This window comes from Paenibacillus sp. HGF5 (assembly GCF_000204455.1).
Taxonomy (GTDB): Bacteria; Bacillota; Bacilli; order Paenibacillales; family Paenibacillaceae; genus Paenibacillus_AQ; species Paenibacillus_AQ lautus_A.
The window spans coordinates 41,222-56,423 of sequence record NZ_AEXS01000159.1 but is presented as its reverse complement, the minus strand read 5'-3'; the positions used below and the strand labels follow the sequence as shown (position 1 = coordinate 56,423).

Genomic DNA, 15,202 nt, shown 5'->3' with positions numbered 1-15,202 from the left:
AGGAGGCCGCGGCATGAAACCTCTGAAATCCGTAAATCTGTTTCCGGCATTGTCGGAAATTCAGAAAGCAGCAACAGCCCAGCAATTACGAGATGAACGGATCGCTTGTCAGAACCATCTCATCGAGATGCGCAGTAACATGGAGCTGAGAGAGTGGATCGCATCCGTGAATACGATGCACGATCTGATTGGACAGCGTGCCGCGGCAATCTGTGAGCAGGACATGTGGGAGGCTGGCTTTGGCCGGCCTCCTGCGCGTTATGCTTTTGTTGCTTTTGGCAGCTGCGGAAGGCAGGAAGCTACGCTGTGGAGCGATCAAGACAACGGTTTGATCATTGGCGATGAGCTGGAAGAGGAGGCGCTCCCCTTCTTTCGGGAATTTGGGCTTCGGCTGGCGAATCTGTTGGAATATCTCGGGTACCCGAAATGCTCCGGAAAAGTGATGTGTTCCGAGCCATTATGGAGCAAGCGGCTTGGCGATTGGAAGAATCAGATCAGCGAATGGTGCGGAGACCGGCAGTGGGAACCGATACGAAACTTCATCATTGCTTCGGACCTGCGCCATATATCGGGCAATACCGAGCTCTCGGAGGCGTGGGTGGACCATTTCCGCAGCTCCGTCGAGCAGCATCCGGACATCGGCCATGCCGTGCTGCGGAACACGGTCAAGCATAAAGCAACGCTGAATGTCATGGGGCGAATCGTGACGGAGCGGTTTGGAGAGCATGCCGGCGAGTTTGACGTGAAGTATGGCGTTTATATTCCGCTGGTGAACAGCATACGCACCATGGCGCTGCAGCGGGGGATCATCGAAACCTCGACGCAAAAACGCATGGAGAAGGTGATGCTGCTTGAAGGCGGGAACCTGCTGCTGGAAAGCGTGCAGCGCGCTTTTTTGACGGCGCTTCGGCTGAGAAACGATACGCCCTTTCGGGTGGAGGACGGACTGATTACGAGCAGCGGGTATATCCCGCAGGAGCAGCTCAAGAACAAAACCATGCAGTACGAGCTTCGCGATACGCTTGGAGTGGTGAGACGGATACACCGGTCATTGCAGCGCGAGCATCGTTTTGCGGAGAGGAGAAGCCCATGACTGAACCGGGACAATCGAACGGCGGTTTCTGGAGATCGCTTCGTTCGGGTAACATCAATTCCGCCATCGCCTCCATGCGCGGGGCGCAGACAGCCCAGCAGTTGGCATTCATCCGATCCCAGATGAAGGATAACCGAAGGCCGGAGGTTCTGGGCACCCCGCTGGACGAGCTGGAGGTTGTCGTGTTCGATCTGGAGACGACCGGTTTCAACCACCAGCACGGCGATGAAATATTGTCTTTCGGTGCGATCCGGGTCATCGGTGAGCAGGTGATCGAGAATGAAACCTTTCATATGATCGTGAACAGCGGTGCCCCGGTGTCTCCATTCATTGCCGAGCTTACGGGTATCACGCAGCAAATGGTTGATGCAGCCCCGCCTTTAATGGAGGGGCTGCATGATTTCATGGCCTTTATTGGGGGGAGGGTGCTTGTTGCCCATGCGGCCGCGCATGACCGGGGATTCTTGAACGCAGCCTTGTGGAAGACCTCCAAGGTTCGATTAACGCATCGGCTGCTCGATACGATGATGCTCGCGCAGAGGTTATATCCCGAACAGAAGGATTACAGTCTGGATGAGCTGCTGCGAAGCAGCGGCATTCCGGTGGAGGGAAGGCACCATGCTCTGTCCGATGCGCGCATGACCGCCCGGCTGTGGGCGGATTACATGAAGGACATTCAGGCGCGCGACCAGGCTACCACGCTAGGAGATTTATACGTCTATCTAAGCGAGGGGTAGCATTGGGAGTGGAGATTGGTGGTGTCCGCCAGTTCGTCATTCCTTTAGGATCGCGAACGGGATCGGGGCAAGAGAATAAAATGCCCTTCCCTGAAGCGACCAGGAGCTTGGCGCCAGCTGGCTGAAGGATTCGCGTTCTTCCTCACTCCGGATAATTTTGTAGGCATGGAGCTGCAATGCGTTTAAGCCGGAGGCGCCGGGAACTGCAGGAGAAGCAATAGCATACACCCGGAGCAACCCGCCGAAGGATTGGAGCTGGAGCAGATCCTCGCCCGAGGGGTCAGGCATGGTATGCGGGTGACTGTGAAACAAACCGACGATGCCTTTTTCAGCCAATACCAAGCGAGTCCACTGAACGGGGTCCAGATGAAAAGAATGCAGCGGAAATTCCGCTGTATTTTTTACGGGAATATATTGCGTAACGGTGATTGACCGGCTTGCTTCATCGGCATGCCCGATAAGGACGCCGCAAGCTTCCTCCGGCAAATTATGATGCATATGGTCCGACATATGCTCTTTGACGGCCTCGCGCAGCAGAAGCCGCTCCAGGGACGCGTGAGACGGGTTCATGTATAATCCTCCTGGATCATATAATTGGTCTGATCTTATGATGGTGTCGATCGCGTGTTTGAAAGATCAGGGTTTCAGGGTACAATAGGGACTATAAGTGCGTGTTCAAAAAGGTCGATTTTCAGCACCGAAGCTAATGCTTCCGATGTGCGTTTTTTCAAAACGCTTCAGTTGGATAAAGCTAGGGAGTGAGGAGCGGAGCTACACGTTTTCGCAGAAAACGCCTTCGAAAGCATCTGCTGTTTTGGGTACGTGAGCACCGGAAGGCCCGGCTGAATTCAAGATTCGATGCCGAGCTGCTTCCTGATTCGCTTCGTGTTAGATATAGAATTTATGAGTTATCAGTGGAACTGATGAAATTCTATATCGCAAGAAAACCTACCTATGCATCGCGGCCGCTCATCCTTGCAGTGGCCTCGATAGAGGTTTTCTTATCAAAAGCGGACTTTTTGAACAACCTCTATAACTAAGTTTAGCAAAGGAACCTATACCTATGAAACGTAATATCATCATTATCGTCCTGCTTCTGGTCGCGGCAGGCGCTGTTGTCTATAATCAAGCCGGCGACGATATCCAGGCCGTCTTCATGCAGGAGAAGCCGCTTCCGACGGAGACGGGGGCCAAAGCCGGCCTACTTGCCCCGACCTTTACCTTGAAGGGGATGGACGATAAGTCCTATTCCGGCGGCGGAGCCCGCGATAAAGCAATGCTTGTCAATTTCTGGGCATCCTGGTGCGAGCCGTGCAAGCAGGAGGCACCGGAGCTCGACAAGTTGGCTGCAGAGTATGCAAGTGAGCTCGAAATCTACGGCGTGAACGTGTCCAAGTATGACAATGCGAAGAAAGCGCGTCAATTTGTTCAGGATTTTAACCTTCAATACCCGATCCTTCTCGATACGAAAGGAGAAGTGTTCGAGGAGCTGTATAAAGGGCAGGTTTTCCCGACAAACGTGCTGATCGATCGTAACGGCGTGATTCAGGAAATCATTCTGGGCGCTCCCGATCCCAAGGATCTTCGTAAAAAGGTGGCCAAGCTGTTAAATTAATCGTTTGCTTAGCCAGCTGACAAAACCAAAAAAAAGCGCGGCCGCCATGTCCTGAACATGGTGGATACGCGCTTTTTATATTGGACATAACCTAATGATTTACCAAGCCTTGCCTTGCCGCAGACTCATGCACCTGCTCCGGGGAAATCTGGCCGAGCAGCGCATAACGCATACTGTCCACCAGCGCTTCCCAGCTGGCCTCGATGACATTGCTGGATACCCCTACGGTGTTCCAGGCATTCTCGAAGTTCTTGGATTCGATCAGCACCCGGACCTTGGCTGCCGTTGCATCCTTGTCATCCAGCACACGCACCTTATAGTCGGCAAGATGCATTTCCTTGAGCGTCGGGAAGTATTGGACCAGCGCTTTACGCAGCGCATTATCGAGCGCATTGACCGGACCGTTGCCTTCCGCAGCAGTATAGATGCTCTCGCCGGCGACGTTGACTTTGACGAAGGCCTCGGAGACGACCGGCTGTCCGGCCGACTTCTCGACCAGCATCTTGAAGGACTCGAAGGTAAACAGCTCCTTGAGCTCTCCGTTCGCTTCCCGAAGAAGCAGCTCCAGGGAAGCGTCTGCGCCCTCGAATTGATACCCTTCATGCTCGAGATCCTTGATTTTTCCGATAATATGCTTGGATTGCTCGCTTGCGGGATCAAAGTCAAGCCCCATGTCCTGCGCCTTTGATACGATATTGCTCTGCCCCGCGAGCTCGGAGACCAGCACGCGCTGTTTGTTTCCGACCTTCTCCGGTTCGATATGCTCGTACGTTCTGGAATCGCGCAGGATCGCGGAAACGTGGATGCCTCCCTTATGGGCGAAGGCGGCGTTGCCGACATACGGCTGGTTAACCGGCATGTTAACGTTGGCGATTTCGCTGATATACCGTGCGGTATTCGTCAGCGTGCGGAGTTTGTCGTCACCGATGCACTCATACCCGAGCTTCAGCTGCAGATTCGGAATGATGGAGCATAGGTTGGCGTTCCCGCATCGTTCCCCGTATCCGTTCATCGTTCCCTGCACATGCCGGACACCGGCCTGCACGGCGCTCAGGGTGTTGGCAACGGCAAGCTCGCAGTCGTTGTGGGTATGAATGCCGAGCGGAGCGCCAGGCAATGGACCCGTCAGCGACGTGACAATGTCCGAAATCTCGTGCGGGAGACTGCCGCCGTTCGTATCGCACATGACAAGCCAGTCGGCGCCTGCTTCCCGTGCCTTGGACAATACGGCAACAGCATATTCCGGATTGTTCTTGTAACCGTCAAAAAAGTGCTCGGCATCAAAAATGACCTCGAGGCCTTTCCGCTTCAGGAAAGCGATGGAATCATAAATCATGGCCAAATTCTCTTCGAGTGTCGTTTGAAGCGCCGTATGGACGTGGAAGTCCCAAGACTTCCCGACCAAGGTAGCGGCAGAAACGCCGGATTCCAGAATGCGAAGCAGATTGGCATCCTGGTCGGCAATGGAACCTTTGCGCCGGGTGCTGCCAAAGGCGGTTACTTTTGAGGTTAAGCCGAGATCCTGGACTCTTTTGAAAAATTCGATGTCCTTGCTGTTGCTTCCCGGGATACCGCCTTCAATATAATGAACACCAAGAGCATCGAGCTTCTTGGCGATTTTGACCTTGTCGTCCGCTGACAAGCTGATTCCTTCGCCCTGGGTTCCGTCGCGAAGTGTCGTATCAAAGATGGAAATGGACTTAGACATGATGTCCTCCTTTGGGTGTCCGGGATTGGACCGCATTGTTTATAATTTTGTATTATAGCATTTCTTTGCGGGAAAGTAACAGAGTAAAACAAACTTTTCCCTCAAGGGGCCCATCCTTGACCCTTGCGAAGGGGGACGGTATGCTGGAGGCGTTAATTCGGGGGCAGCCGTGCGTACATGATTCGCTTAGTGGACAAGATCATACAGGCATCGATCTCTAAAAACGGTATAATGGAAGAGGCACCATTGCCTCAAGTACCGTAACCGTCATTCAGACCGAACCCTAAATAATGGGGCGACCCTATTCCCTATAGATTATGAAGAACCGTACCGAAGAAAGAAGGAATTCTGCGTGGGACCAATCGACGATTATTATCCGGCCAGCGGCCGCGTTATCCTGCATGTGGATATGAATGCTTTTTACTGCTCCGTGCATGAGGCGGAGGAGCCGGAGCTCTATCGCGGCAAAGCCACGGCTGTCGCAGGCAGCATCGAGCTGCGCAAAGGCGTCATCGTCACCTGCTCCTACGCGGCGAGGTCGCTGGGGATCCGCACCGGCATGAACGTGAGGCAGGCGCTGCGAATCTACCCTGACCTGATGATCATCCAGCCGGATTTCCATCTGTACCGCAAGTATTCCAATGCGTTCATGAACATAGCTTATGCCTATACGCCGCTGCTGGAAGCGACTTCGATCGATGAATGTTACCTGGATATTACCGGCTCGAAGCAGTTCGGCACCCCTCTGGATATCGCTCGGGAAATCCAGGAGCGCATCCGCGAGGAGCTGTCGCTACCGTGCTCGGTCGGCATTGCTCCCAATAAATTGCTGGCCAAGATGGCCTCGGACATGAAAAAGCCCAACGGGCTGTCCGTGCTGCGAATTCGGGACGTCCCGCAGGTGCTTTGGAATAAACCCTGCGCGGAGCTGTTCGGCATCGGGAGCAAGACGGCCGACAAGCTGCGCAAGCTGAACATTCAGACCATCGGGCAGCTGGCTGCCGCCGACGAAAGCCTGCTGACCTCGACCTTTGGCGTGATGGGGTCATGGATGAAACGGGCGGCCAGCGGCATCGATCATGCCCCTGTCGTCGCGGAGCGGGAACAGAGCAAGTCCATCGGACACACGACCACGCTCCCGCAGGATGTTACCTCGGCTGAGGAGGCCAGAAGGGTGCTGCTGAACTTAAGCGATCAGGTAGCGCGCCGTCTCCGCAGGCAAGGCTTGGTGACCAGCGGCATTCAAATTACGCTGCGCACACCGGACATGAAGACGATCACCAGGTCGAGGCATCTTGCCATTCCGACGGAAAATACCGAGGACATCTACCGGGAAGCATGCGAGCTGTATAACCGGCATTGGAAGCAGGACAAGCCGCTCCGTCTGCTCGGCGTCACGCTGCAGCAGCTCACGGCGAAGGAGGAATCCGCCATTCAGCTGGACCTGTTCGACTACGAGAAGCAGCCCAAGAAAGAGTCGCTGACCCGGGTGATGGACGAGCTGCGCAATAAATTCGGCGAGAGCGCGGTACTGACCGCCGGCATGCTGGGCGATGACCCATCGTCCTTAATCCGCAATCATAAGCGGAGAGGTACATCTTTACAGATGGATTTTGCAAGGGAACTGGGGAACGATAATAAAAATGCCGATCGTCAGGACCGAGATCGCGATTAGACGTTTTTTTGTTCGTCACAGAACAGCTCATTGGCCTGCAAGTACAGCCGATTTTTGTCGGAAAATGTTAGGAAATTTATTTGTATTCCTAAAACAATTGTATTAATATATGTAGATGGTGGCGGCAGAACCGTCAGCTTATACTATGTTTATTGAGATGTTTATAGATATACAGGAGGAAGAGAGACTATGGCGAAGTTTACTTGGGTAGATAAAGATACCTGCATCGCATGCGGCGCATGCGGCGCAACGGCACCCGACATTTACGATTACGACGACGAAGGCCTGGCAGAAGTTATTTTCGACGGGGACAACAACCGCGGGGTAACGGAAATTCCGGAAGATATGCATGACGACATGCTGGATGCTTGCGACGGCTGTCCAACAGATTCAATTCGGATTGCAGACGAGCCGTTTAACGCAGAATAACAAATTCCGCTCGATCCCTGATATTCCATCTTGAACTTATACCGACGTCCTCTGCCCGACTAAGGCAGGGGGCGTTTTTTCATATCCGGGGACTCATACATAATCGGAGCGTTAATTCCGATATACAGGATAATAGAGGTAAAAATGTCATTATAGGAGGCTCTCGAATGAACAATTCGCTGTACCTCAAAAGATATGTGGAGACGCATCCTGATAATAAAATGGCCTGGTACCTGCTGGGCAAGGAGTATGAGCAGGCCGGCGAGCAGGGCAAGGCGAACTACTGCTACAACAAGGCCGAAGGGGTCTACGAAGCCTTTGAGCTGAGTCAGGTCCCGTCCGACATATGGAAAAATTACGAGCATCGCTTATTGGAGATGGAGAAGGACAAGGAGCGCAAGCGAAAGAGGACCCGGCGTTTGCTAGCGGCGCTGGTGCTTCTCCTGCTGGTTTTCCTTCCGCCCGCCCAGGCGCCGGGCTCCGCTACAGGGAATCTTGCGGAAGATTTGTTCCCGCCGCATGAGTGGGCGTCCGCCAATGCGCTTAACAAAGAGAAGCCGAATTCGCGCAAGGAACCGCTGTACACAGCCGTTCCTTCCGGCCAAGGCAAGGATTCCGCGGGTGCGCTGTCCTCATTGCTTCAGCATCCGCAGCAGCTGCCGAATTGGTCGGTTGCGCTGGGGATGAAGCATTCGGGCAAATGGCTGCTGTGGAGCCGGGACATGGAACGGTTATATGGTCTGCATCGGAATGATCAAGGCGCGATCGCTATTCAGCCTTACGAGGGAGCAGCCGAAGAGTGCGATTGCGAGCCTGCGGACAGTTCGAGGCTTAAGCGGAGCGCGGGGCAGTGGGCCGATCTGCAGGTTGAGACGGCCGTTCTGCAGGAAGCGGCCAAACAGTATAAGGCTCGGCACGGCCGCCTGCCCAAAAGCTTGGATGAATTGACACAGCCGTATCCGAATAATTGGCTGTCCGGCCGCTCGAAAGCGATGGAGCAGATGTTCGAAACGTTAATGCAGCAGCAATCCCAAGGAGCTGGCGGTCAAGGGCAAGCGGGACAGCAGCCGGGGAACAGCACGGAGGAACCTGGATATTGGGGGACTTCGCCGAGCGGAGACCCCTTTTTCGAACAGCCGCTTCAGGTCATCATTGACCGGAAACGGCATCGGCTGGCCGTCGTAAGCGGCGGCATCCTGCTGCGTAATTATGAGGTCGGGCTCGGCGGAGCCAAAACGCCGTTGGGTGATTTTCATATCAACGATAAGGTAGTCAATCCGAACGGAACCACGAAGGGTCCCTACGGCACGCGGGGAATGCAGCTTTCCGATACGCTGTACGCGATACACGGGACGCTGGACATGGACAGCATCGGCGCGAACGAATCCGAGGGCTGTATCCGTATGCTGACTGAGGATGTGGAGGAGCTGTTTGACTTGGTTCCGATGGGAACCGCCGTGAAAATAAGGGAAGGGGTCCTGCCCGAGGACCTGTGGACGCCGAAAGAGCGTTTTAAGCTCAAGCATACCCAGGGTCAGACCAACCCGGGCAAGGTGTATCACTGGCTGGATTAAGGCTGGGCGATCACAATCAGAACGATAATCAGGATAATCAGAAGAGCGATGCCGGAGCTGATCCATAGTATGGCCTTCTTATTAACCTCTTCTTTTTTTGCTGCAAGGTCGGAGGCTTACGTTTGGCTGACATGTCTTTCCCCTCTTTCTCTCATGATCGTGAAATGATTTGTACAATCTTCCTTTATTGTAAGGGGTTTGTCCTAAAATTGCCATATCGCTTTCAAGCCGGGACGATCGCTCAGTTTATGCCGAAGAACTTTCTTTTTGAGGAAGAAACGGATAAACTGAAGGATAGAGAAATAACTGGATGAGAGGAAGAGTGGATGTGCTGTACCGCAACATAGGCAAACCTATATTTTTTAGACTGGATCCCGAAAAAGCCCACCACCTTGTGGTTGGCGGCCTTGGACGTGCCTCCGGCGTGGTCGGCGCAGACGCTGTCATGCGGGGGATGTATGGTGTGAACGAAACGCCGGATTTGGCAGTGGACCTGTTCGGGCTTCATTTCCCGACGCCGGTCGGACTTGCCGCCGGGTTGGACAAAAATGCTCACGCCGTCAAAGGCTTCTCCTCCATCGGCTTCGGATTTATGGAAGTAGGCACGGTAACCCCGAAGGGACAACCAGGCAATGAACAGCCGCGATTGTTCCGGCTTCCTCCGGATGAGGCGCTCATCAACCGGATGGGCTTCAATAACGAAGGGGCCGAGGCCATGGCCAAAAGGCTGTCCGCACTCAAGGAACGCCGCATTCCGGTTGCCGTCAACATCGGGAAGAACAAGGCAACGCCAAACGAGAAAGCCAACGATGATTATGAAGCTTGCATTCAAGCTTTATTTCCGTATGGCGACTTTTTTGTTGTCAACATCAGCTCGCCGAACACGCCGGATTTGCGCAGCCTTCAGCATGGAAGCGAATTGTCATCCCTGCTGGAAGCTGTGATGAACGAAATGTCGCGGCAGGCGAAGATCCATGGGGGCGAGAAGGCCGTTCTGGTGAAGATTGCGCCGGATGTGAGCGATGAGGAGCTGGAATTCATGGTGGATACGATCAGCGCTAGCGGCGTTTCCGGCATTATCGCCACGAATACGACGCTTTCGCGGGACGGCCTGACGCACAGCAACGCCAAGGAAACCGGAGGCCTGAGCGGCAAGCCGCTGCGGAACCGCTCGACGGAGATCGTGTCGCGAATCTACAAGCAAACCGGCGGTTCGCTTCCGATTATCGGTTCCGGTGGAATTTTTACGGCAAGGGATGCTTATGACAAAATACGGGCAGGCGCAAGCCTGGTGGAAATTTATACAGCACTTATCTATGAAGGGCCAGAGGTGAATCGCAAGCTTCATTCCGGTCTCCGGGAGCTGCTTGCACGGGATGGCTTCAGCCATATTTCCGAAGCCGTCGGCGCTAATCATCGGTAAAGGGGTAAAGACAGGAGGCAAGGCGATGGACGTTAGAGACTGGGGGACATTTTTGCTTCCGTATGAGCAGACCGTTGAGGAATTGAAGGTCAAATTCAAGACGATGCGTTCCGAACTGAAAAAAAGGGAGGAATACGCACCCATCGAATTCGTAACGGGTCGGGTCAAACGGATCTCGAGCATACTGGACAAGGCGAAACGCCTCAATGTGCCGATGGACCAGTTGGAAACCGGGATTGAGGATATCGCAGGCATTCGCATTATGTGTCAATTCGTGGAGGATATTCGGCGGGTGGCCGAATATATCCGGGCACGGAAAGACCTAACTGTGCTATATGAGAAGGATTACATTACCAATTTCAAAGAGAGCGGCTATCGGAGCTTTCATATGATCATTGAATATCCGGTGCAAACGGCTTTGGGACAAAAGAAGGTGCTTGCCGAAATTCAGATCCGCACGCTGGCCATGAATTTCTGGGCTACGATTGAGCATTCCCTTAGCTACAAGTACCGTGAAAGCCTGCCGGATGACATTCGGGCGCGCCTGAAGAAGGCCGGAGAAGCGGCCAATACGCTGGATACGGAAATGTCGAGCATCCGTGAGGATATTCTGGAGGCGCAGCGGCAGTTCGAGGACGATTCCAATATTACCACGCAGGTGCTGAACGCGATACACAAGCTGTACTTTTTCCATCTGGTCAACGAGGCGATCGCATTCCAGAGCCGCTTTAATGCGATATGGCAGGCTCATGACATGGATGAGATGAAGGTGCTTCTGGACGAAGTGAAGGAGCTGCTGGCGGCAGCCAAGAAGAAAGTAAATGAAGATGAGCTATGAGCCGCTATATGTCGCTTACCTCGTCTATTTCAACCGGGACCGGGACTACTTCGAATGCCATGAGGTGTTGGAGGAGCTGTGGCTGGAACGGGATCGCGATCCCAGGTACAAGGGGCTGCTGCAAGTGGCAGTCGGGCTCTTTCACTTCCGGAACAACAACGTAAGAGGAGCATATAAGATGTTCACAAGCGCCGCCTCCCGGCTCGAAAGCTATCCCTGGGATGAACTCGGGATTTCGATGGGGAAGCTGGTGAGCGAGGTGCGGGACTACGCCAAGCAGCTGTTAACGTATGACGTTCATCCGTTTCCCTATAGGGATCTGACGATCGAAATTGGGGATACTGAGCTTAAGCAGGCAGTTCAGTTGGCATCGGAGCGCATCAAGCCGAACATTCCGCAGCGGCGCAAGCCGGAGCGGGCACATGCCAAGTAGCGCCGAGAGAATAAGTGAAAAAAGAGCTGCCCGTCTGTAGAAGGATCTACGTGTGGGCAGCTCTTATTTGTGATTTGCATTTATATGTCTTGGGGCCCCCCGCAAAGTAATTGGAATAAGCATCGAAGCATAGGCTCCACTTTGTGGGGCAATCTCAGGATTCGGTGCCTTTATATTTGTCATCGATGAACTGTTTGATTTCGTCAACGGATTTTCCTTCGTCATGGAGCCGTTTGGCATCCTGAAGCTCGGTCAGGCAGATGCCGCACTGGGCACCATGGTCCGTCCATTTGACTTCGCCGTCCTTGCTCTCGGCGATGAAGCAGCGGTGGAGGGAATCGTGATAGCCGGTCTCCTCGTCCATGCAGCCGCAGTAGCATTTGATTTCCTTGATAATGTCCTCAAGTTCTCCGACCGTGGCATAGGTTGCTTGCGTATTGTCGGTGTAATTGGACAGAAACTCCGGCATCACCGTCAGGCTGGCCGTTGTCTCGTATCGTTCGGAATCGGCGCCGTGCTGATGGCTGGCAGCGGATTCTTTGCCGCCGCATGCGGTTAGCAGCATGCCCGATATGACGAAGGTAAAGAGAATGGCGCGGGTGCGGTTCATTTCGTCACGCTCCCTTTGTATTTATCCAAGAATTGCTTGAAGTCGTCGATGGAGTAGCCTTCGCTGGAACCTTCCGGTTTCAAGCCGCCGACCATGCGTTCCTTCTCTACGCCGTTCTCGAAGTAAACGAGCGTCGGGGTGAACTCGATGTTGTATTCTCTCCAGCCCTCCTGATACTCGCGGAGATTGTACTGGTGCATCGTAATGCCGGCGTCATCGGCCAATGGCATCAATTCCGGGGTCGTCGCCCGGCAGTGCGGACAATCGGAAGCAAAGAAGTATACGAAGAAGTTCTCTTTGTTGTCGACCTTGCTCTTCAGCTGATCCGGCAAAACGATTTGCTGGTAATTCGGATCATTAAGGAGCTCCTGTGTAGCCGGGTTCAGGCTGGAGACCTTCTTGCCGCCGTATAAATCGCTTGCTTCTCCTTGACCGTTCAAGAAAACGAGTGCGGCAACCAACAGTACGAAGACTCCCCCGAAGGCGTATAACGCGGTGTATTTATTCTTTTTTTTGCGGTTCATGGATCCACCCCCTAATGAGTAATAATAAACAAGGACTTGTCCTTTTTAATGTAGTTTATTATACAATATTAAAAGTCGCAGCGGAACATGCGAAAGTTCGCTTCGGCTGTGCGAAAATACACTTCAAACCGATACGATACAGAACAGGTAGGTACTTAGTATGGCATTACGTCTGCCTTCGCCGTTTCTGGCGAAGATGAAATCGCTGCTCGGCGAAAACTATGACAATTTTATGAAGTCTTATGAACAACCCCCGTTTGCCGGCATTCGGGTGAACACGCTGAAGATCGGCAAGGCCGATTTCTTGGAAATATCCCCCTTTGCCCTTGCGCCCATCCCCTGGTGTCCAACCGGTTACTATATTCAGGAGGGGGAGCGCCCGGGGCGGCACCCTTACTATCATGCAGGGCTTTATTATATCCAGGAGCCGAGCGCCATGGCTCCCGTCGAGCTGCTTGATGTTACGCCGGGCGACCGGGTACTGGATTTGTGCGCCGCTCCCGGGGGCAAATCCACGCAGATTGCGGCGAAGCTGCAGGGTCAGGGAGTACTGATCAGCAATGATCTGCATCCGGACCGCACCAAAGCGCTGGCCAAAAATTTGGAGATGTACGGAGTACGGAATGCCGTGGTGCTGAATGAGGAGCCGGAGCGGATTGCCGGAGCTTTTCCCGAATTTTTCACGAAAATATTGATCGATGCTCCATGCTCCGGCGAAGGGATGTTCCGCAAAGACGAATCCATGCTGAAGTACTGGGAGGAATCGTCTCCGCTCAAGTTTGCGGAGATGCAGCGGGATATCCTGAAATCGGCGGCAGCCATGCTCTGCCCGGGAGGCCGGCTCGTGTATTCCACCTGCACCTTCTCGCCGGAAGAGAATGAAGGGATGATTGCGGAGTTTCTGAGCGAACATCCGGATTTTCGCGTGGTTCCGGTGGATCATTCGGAATTCTTTTCCCCGGGAGAAACGGATTGGATGGCGAGCCAAGGGAACGTGAAAGACGATGTGCTGGGGCAGCTTGCCGGTACCGCCCGATTGTGGCCGCATAAGGTCAGAGGCGAAGGGCATTTCATGGCCGTGCTTCAGCGGGAAGGCGAGCTGGACCTCCGGGAGGCCGAGAAAGACCAAGCTCCTTGGATCCAGACAGGCGGCCTGGACCACGGTTCGCTTGCTGTCTCCCCGCGGACCGAACCATCAAGGGAGCGTAAAGGAAAATCCGCGCTCCGGGAAGATCGGCCGGGAAAACCCGGGAGGGGCAGCAACGGCGCTTCGCGTCAGCAGGCATCCCGCCGAAGCGGAGGAGATCGTCAGTCGAATCCGACTTCGATCGACCCGTTCCATGCCTTTATCCATGAGCAGCTGCACGTTAAGCTGCAGGGATATCCCGTTATCTACGGCAGCCATGTGTACGTATCGCCACTGCCGGAGGAGCGTCTGAAACAGCTGAAGGCCATCCGTCCCGGATGGTACATGGGACAGCTGAAGAATGAACGGTTCGTGCCGGGGCATCCTTTGGCCACGGCGCTGCAAGCGGATGAGGCCGCCCGGCATGTGAGCCTGTCTTCACAAGACGGCGAAGCGGTCCGGTATTTGAAAGGGGAAACCTTGTCGATTTCGGAGGAACGCTTGACGTGCCGGTCGGGTGCTGAAGCGAAGGGTTACGTGTTAGTGTGTATAGACGGATACTCGGCCGGCTGGGGCAAATGGCAGTCAGGCATGTTGAAGAACGAGTATCCGGCAGGGTGGAGGTGGACATCGGTATGAGTGGCAAAGGCAGGAGAACGCAAAGATTGGACAAGGTGCTGTCCAATCTGGGATTCGGCTCGAGGGCCGAATTAAAGAAAAAAGCGAAGCAGGGGAGCATCGTCGTCAACGGAACGATAACGAAGGATCCGGGGAAACATGTGGATCCCTACGCGGATATCATTGAGTTTGAAGGGGAAACCATTCAATACCGGGAGTACGTGTATCTCATGCTGCACAAACCTCCGGGCGTCGTCTCGGCAACCGAGGATCTGCGCGATCGTACGGTGCTGGATCTGCTGGATGCGGAATATCGGGTCTTCGAGCCGTTTCCGGTGGGCAGGCTGGATAAAGACACGGAAGGACTGCTGCTGCTTACGAATGACGGCAAGTTGGCCCATGAGCTGCTGTCGCCCCGGAAGCATATCCCCAAGACCTATGAAGCGACCGTAGAGGGCCGCGTGGACGAAGAGGATGTACGTCGGTTTGCCGCAGGAGTCACATTGGATGACGGATACGTAACCTTGCCCGGAGAACTGGCGATCCATTCCCATGAGGAACGGGAGGACGGAGACCAGCTGTCCCGCATCTCGCTGACCATCCATGAAGGCAAATTTCATCAGGTCAAGCGGATGTTTGAAGCGGTAGGCAAAAAAGTCGTGTATCTCAAAAGAATCAGCATGGGCGAACTTCGATTGGATGAAAATCTCGAGATCGGAACTTACCGGGAGCTGACCGAGCAGGAACTGGCTTTGATCGGAAGAGCCGGATCAGAATAGAGAAATAGAGACTTAAAGGA

Annotated in this window: 15 protein-coding genes; 11 read left to right on the top strand and 4 right to left on the bottom strand. The window is 54.0% G+C overall.

Annotation, left to right across the window (positions count from 1 at the left end; translation table 11 throughout):
* Positions 1 to 13 precede the first annotated feature (13 nt).
* Positions 14 to 1,093 (top strand): DUF294 nucleotidyltransferase-like domain-containing protein, encoded by a 1,080-nt coding sequence (locus tag HMPREF9412_RS26125; RefSeq protein ID WP_009594782.1) that lies wholly within the window; start codon positions 14 to 16, stop codon positions 1,091 to 1,093.
* A complete protein-coding gene (locus tag HMPREF9412_RS26120) occupies positions 1,090 to 1,830 on the top strand; it encodes a 3'-5' exonuclease (RefSeq protein ID WP_009594792.1) in 741 nt (246 codons plus the stop codon). Before HMPREF9412_RS26125 ends, HMPREF9412_RS26120 begins: the two co-directional genes overlap by 4 nt.
* Before the next feature lie 36 nt (positions 1,831 to 1,866).
* Here HMPREF9412_RS26120 and HMPREF9412_RS26115 read toward each other — a convergent pair whose 3' ends face one another.
* Positions 1,867 to 2,400, bottom strand: a complete 534-nt coding sequence (locus HMPREF9412_RS26115; RefSeq protein WP_009594841.1) for a M67 family metallopeptidase — start codon at positions 2,398 to 2,400, stop codon at positions 1,867 to 1,869.
* Positions 2,401 to 2,893: 493 nt separating this feature from the next.
* Here HMPREF9412_RS26115 and HMPREF9412_RS26110 point away from each other — a divergent pair, with 493 nt between their 5' ends.
* Positions 2,894 to 3,445 (top strand): TlpA family protein disulfide reductase, encoded by a 552-nt coding sequence (locus tag HMPREF9412_RS26110; RefSeq protein WP_009594850.1) that lies wholly within the window; start codon positions 2,894 to 2,896, stop codon positions 3,443 to 3,445.
* 91 nt (positions 3,446 to 3,536) lie between these two features.
* Here the strand turns inward: HMPREF9412_RS26110 and cimA are convergent, their stop codons facing one another.
* A complete protein-coding gene (gene cimA, locus HMPREF9412_RS26105; protein WP_009594856.1) occupies positions 3,537 to 5,153 on the bottom strand; it encodes a citramalate synthase in 1,617 nt (538 codons plus the stop codon).
* A gap of 352 nt (positions 5,154 to 5,505) precedes the next feature.
* Between cimA and HMPREF9412_RS26100 the strand changes: the two genes are divergently transcribed.
* The 6 genes from HMPREF9412_RS26100 to HMPREF9412_RS26070 all read left to right on the top strand — a co-directional run bounded on the left by HMPREF9412_RS26100 (position 5,506) and on the right by HMPREF9412_RS26070 (position 11,525).
* Complete coding sequence (locus tag HMPREF9412_RS26100; RefSeq protein WP_009594849.1) at positions 5,506 to 6,828, top strand: DNA polymerase IV; 1,323 nt, start codon at positions 5,506 to 5,508, stop codon at positions 6,826 to 6,828.
* Positions 6,829 to 7,017: 189 nt separating this feature from the next.
* Positions 7,018 to 7,257: a ferredoxin gene (locus tag HMPREF9412_RS26095; protein WP_009594795.1), complete on the top strand. Its 240-nt coding sequence runs from the start codon at positions 7,018 to 7,020 to the stop codon at positions 7,255 to 7,257.
* A gap of 167 nt (positions 7,258 to 7,424) precedes the next feature.
* A complete protein-coding gene (locus tag HMPREF9412_RS26090; protein WP_009594783.1) occupies positions 7,425 to 8,831 on the top strand; it encodes a L,D-transpeptidase in 1,407 nt (468 codons plus the stop codon).
* Between the two features lie 328 nt (positions 8,832 to 9,159).
* A complete protein-coding gene (locus HMPREF9412_RS26080) occupies positions 9,160 to 10,254 on the top strand; it encodes a quinone-dependent dihydroorotate dehydrogenase (protein WP_175320810.1) in 1,095 nt (364 codons plus the stop codon).
* A gap of 25 nt (positions 10,255 to 10,279) precedes the next feature.
* Positions 10,280 to 11,092, top strand: coding sequence for a GTP pyrophosphokinase (locus HMPREF9412_RS26075; RefSeq protein WP_009594858.1), 813 nt, complete (start codon positions 10,280 to 10,282; stop codon positions 11,090 to 11,092).
* Positions 11,082 to 11,525: a DUF309 domain-containing protein gene (locus HMPREF9412_RS26070; RefSeq protein WP_009594816.1), complete on the top strand. Its 444-nt coding sequence runs from the start codon at positions 11,082 to 11,084 to the stop codon at positions 11,523 to 11,525. The genes HMPREF9412_RS26075 and HMPREF9412_RS26070 overlap by 11 nt, the downstream gene beginning before the upstream one ends.
* A 154-nt stretch (positions 11,526 to 11,679) precedes the next feature.
* Here HMPREF9412_RS26070 and HMPREF9412_RS26065 read toward each other — a convergent pair whose 3' ends face one another.
* Entirely contained in the window at positions 11,680 to 12,135 is a 456-nt protein-coding gene (locus HMPREF9412_RS26065) for a PCYCGC motif-containing (lipo)protein (protein ID WP_009594847.1), read from the bottom strand.
* A complete protein-coding gene (locus HMPREF9412_RS26060; protein WP_009594843.1) occupies positions 12,132 to 12,659 on the bottom strand; it encodes a thioredoxin family protein in 528 nt (175 codons plus the stop codon). The genes HMPREF9412_RS26065 and HMPREF9412_RS26060 overlap by 4 nt, the downstream gene beginning before the upstream one ends.
* Before the next feature lie 160 nt (positions 12,660 to 12,819).
* On the opposite strand from HMPREF9412_RS26060, the gene HMPREF9412_RS26055 reads away from it, so the two are divergent.
* Together HMPREF9412_RS26055 and HMPREF9412_RS26050 are read left to right on the top strand one after the other, a co-directional pair.
* Positions 12,820 to 14,424, top strand: coding sequence for an RsmB/NOP family class I SAM-dependent RNA methyltransferase (locus HMPREF9412_RS26055; protein WP_009594851.1), 1,605 nt, complete (start codon positions 12,820 to 12,822; stop codon positions 14,422 to 14,424).
* On the top strand, positions 14,421 to 15,182 hold the full coding sequence (locus HMPREF9412_RS26050; protein WP_036673650.1) for a pseudouridine synthase: 762 nt from the start codon (positions 14,421 to 14,423) through the stop codon (positions 15,180 to 15,182). Before HMPREF9412_RS26055 ends, HMPREF9412_RS26050 begins: the two co-directional genes overlap by 4 nt.
* The last annotated feature ends 20 nt before the right edge of the window (positions 15,183 to 15,202 follow it).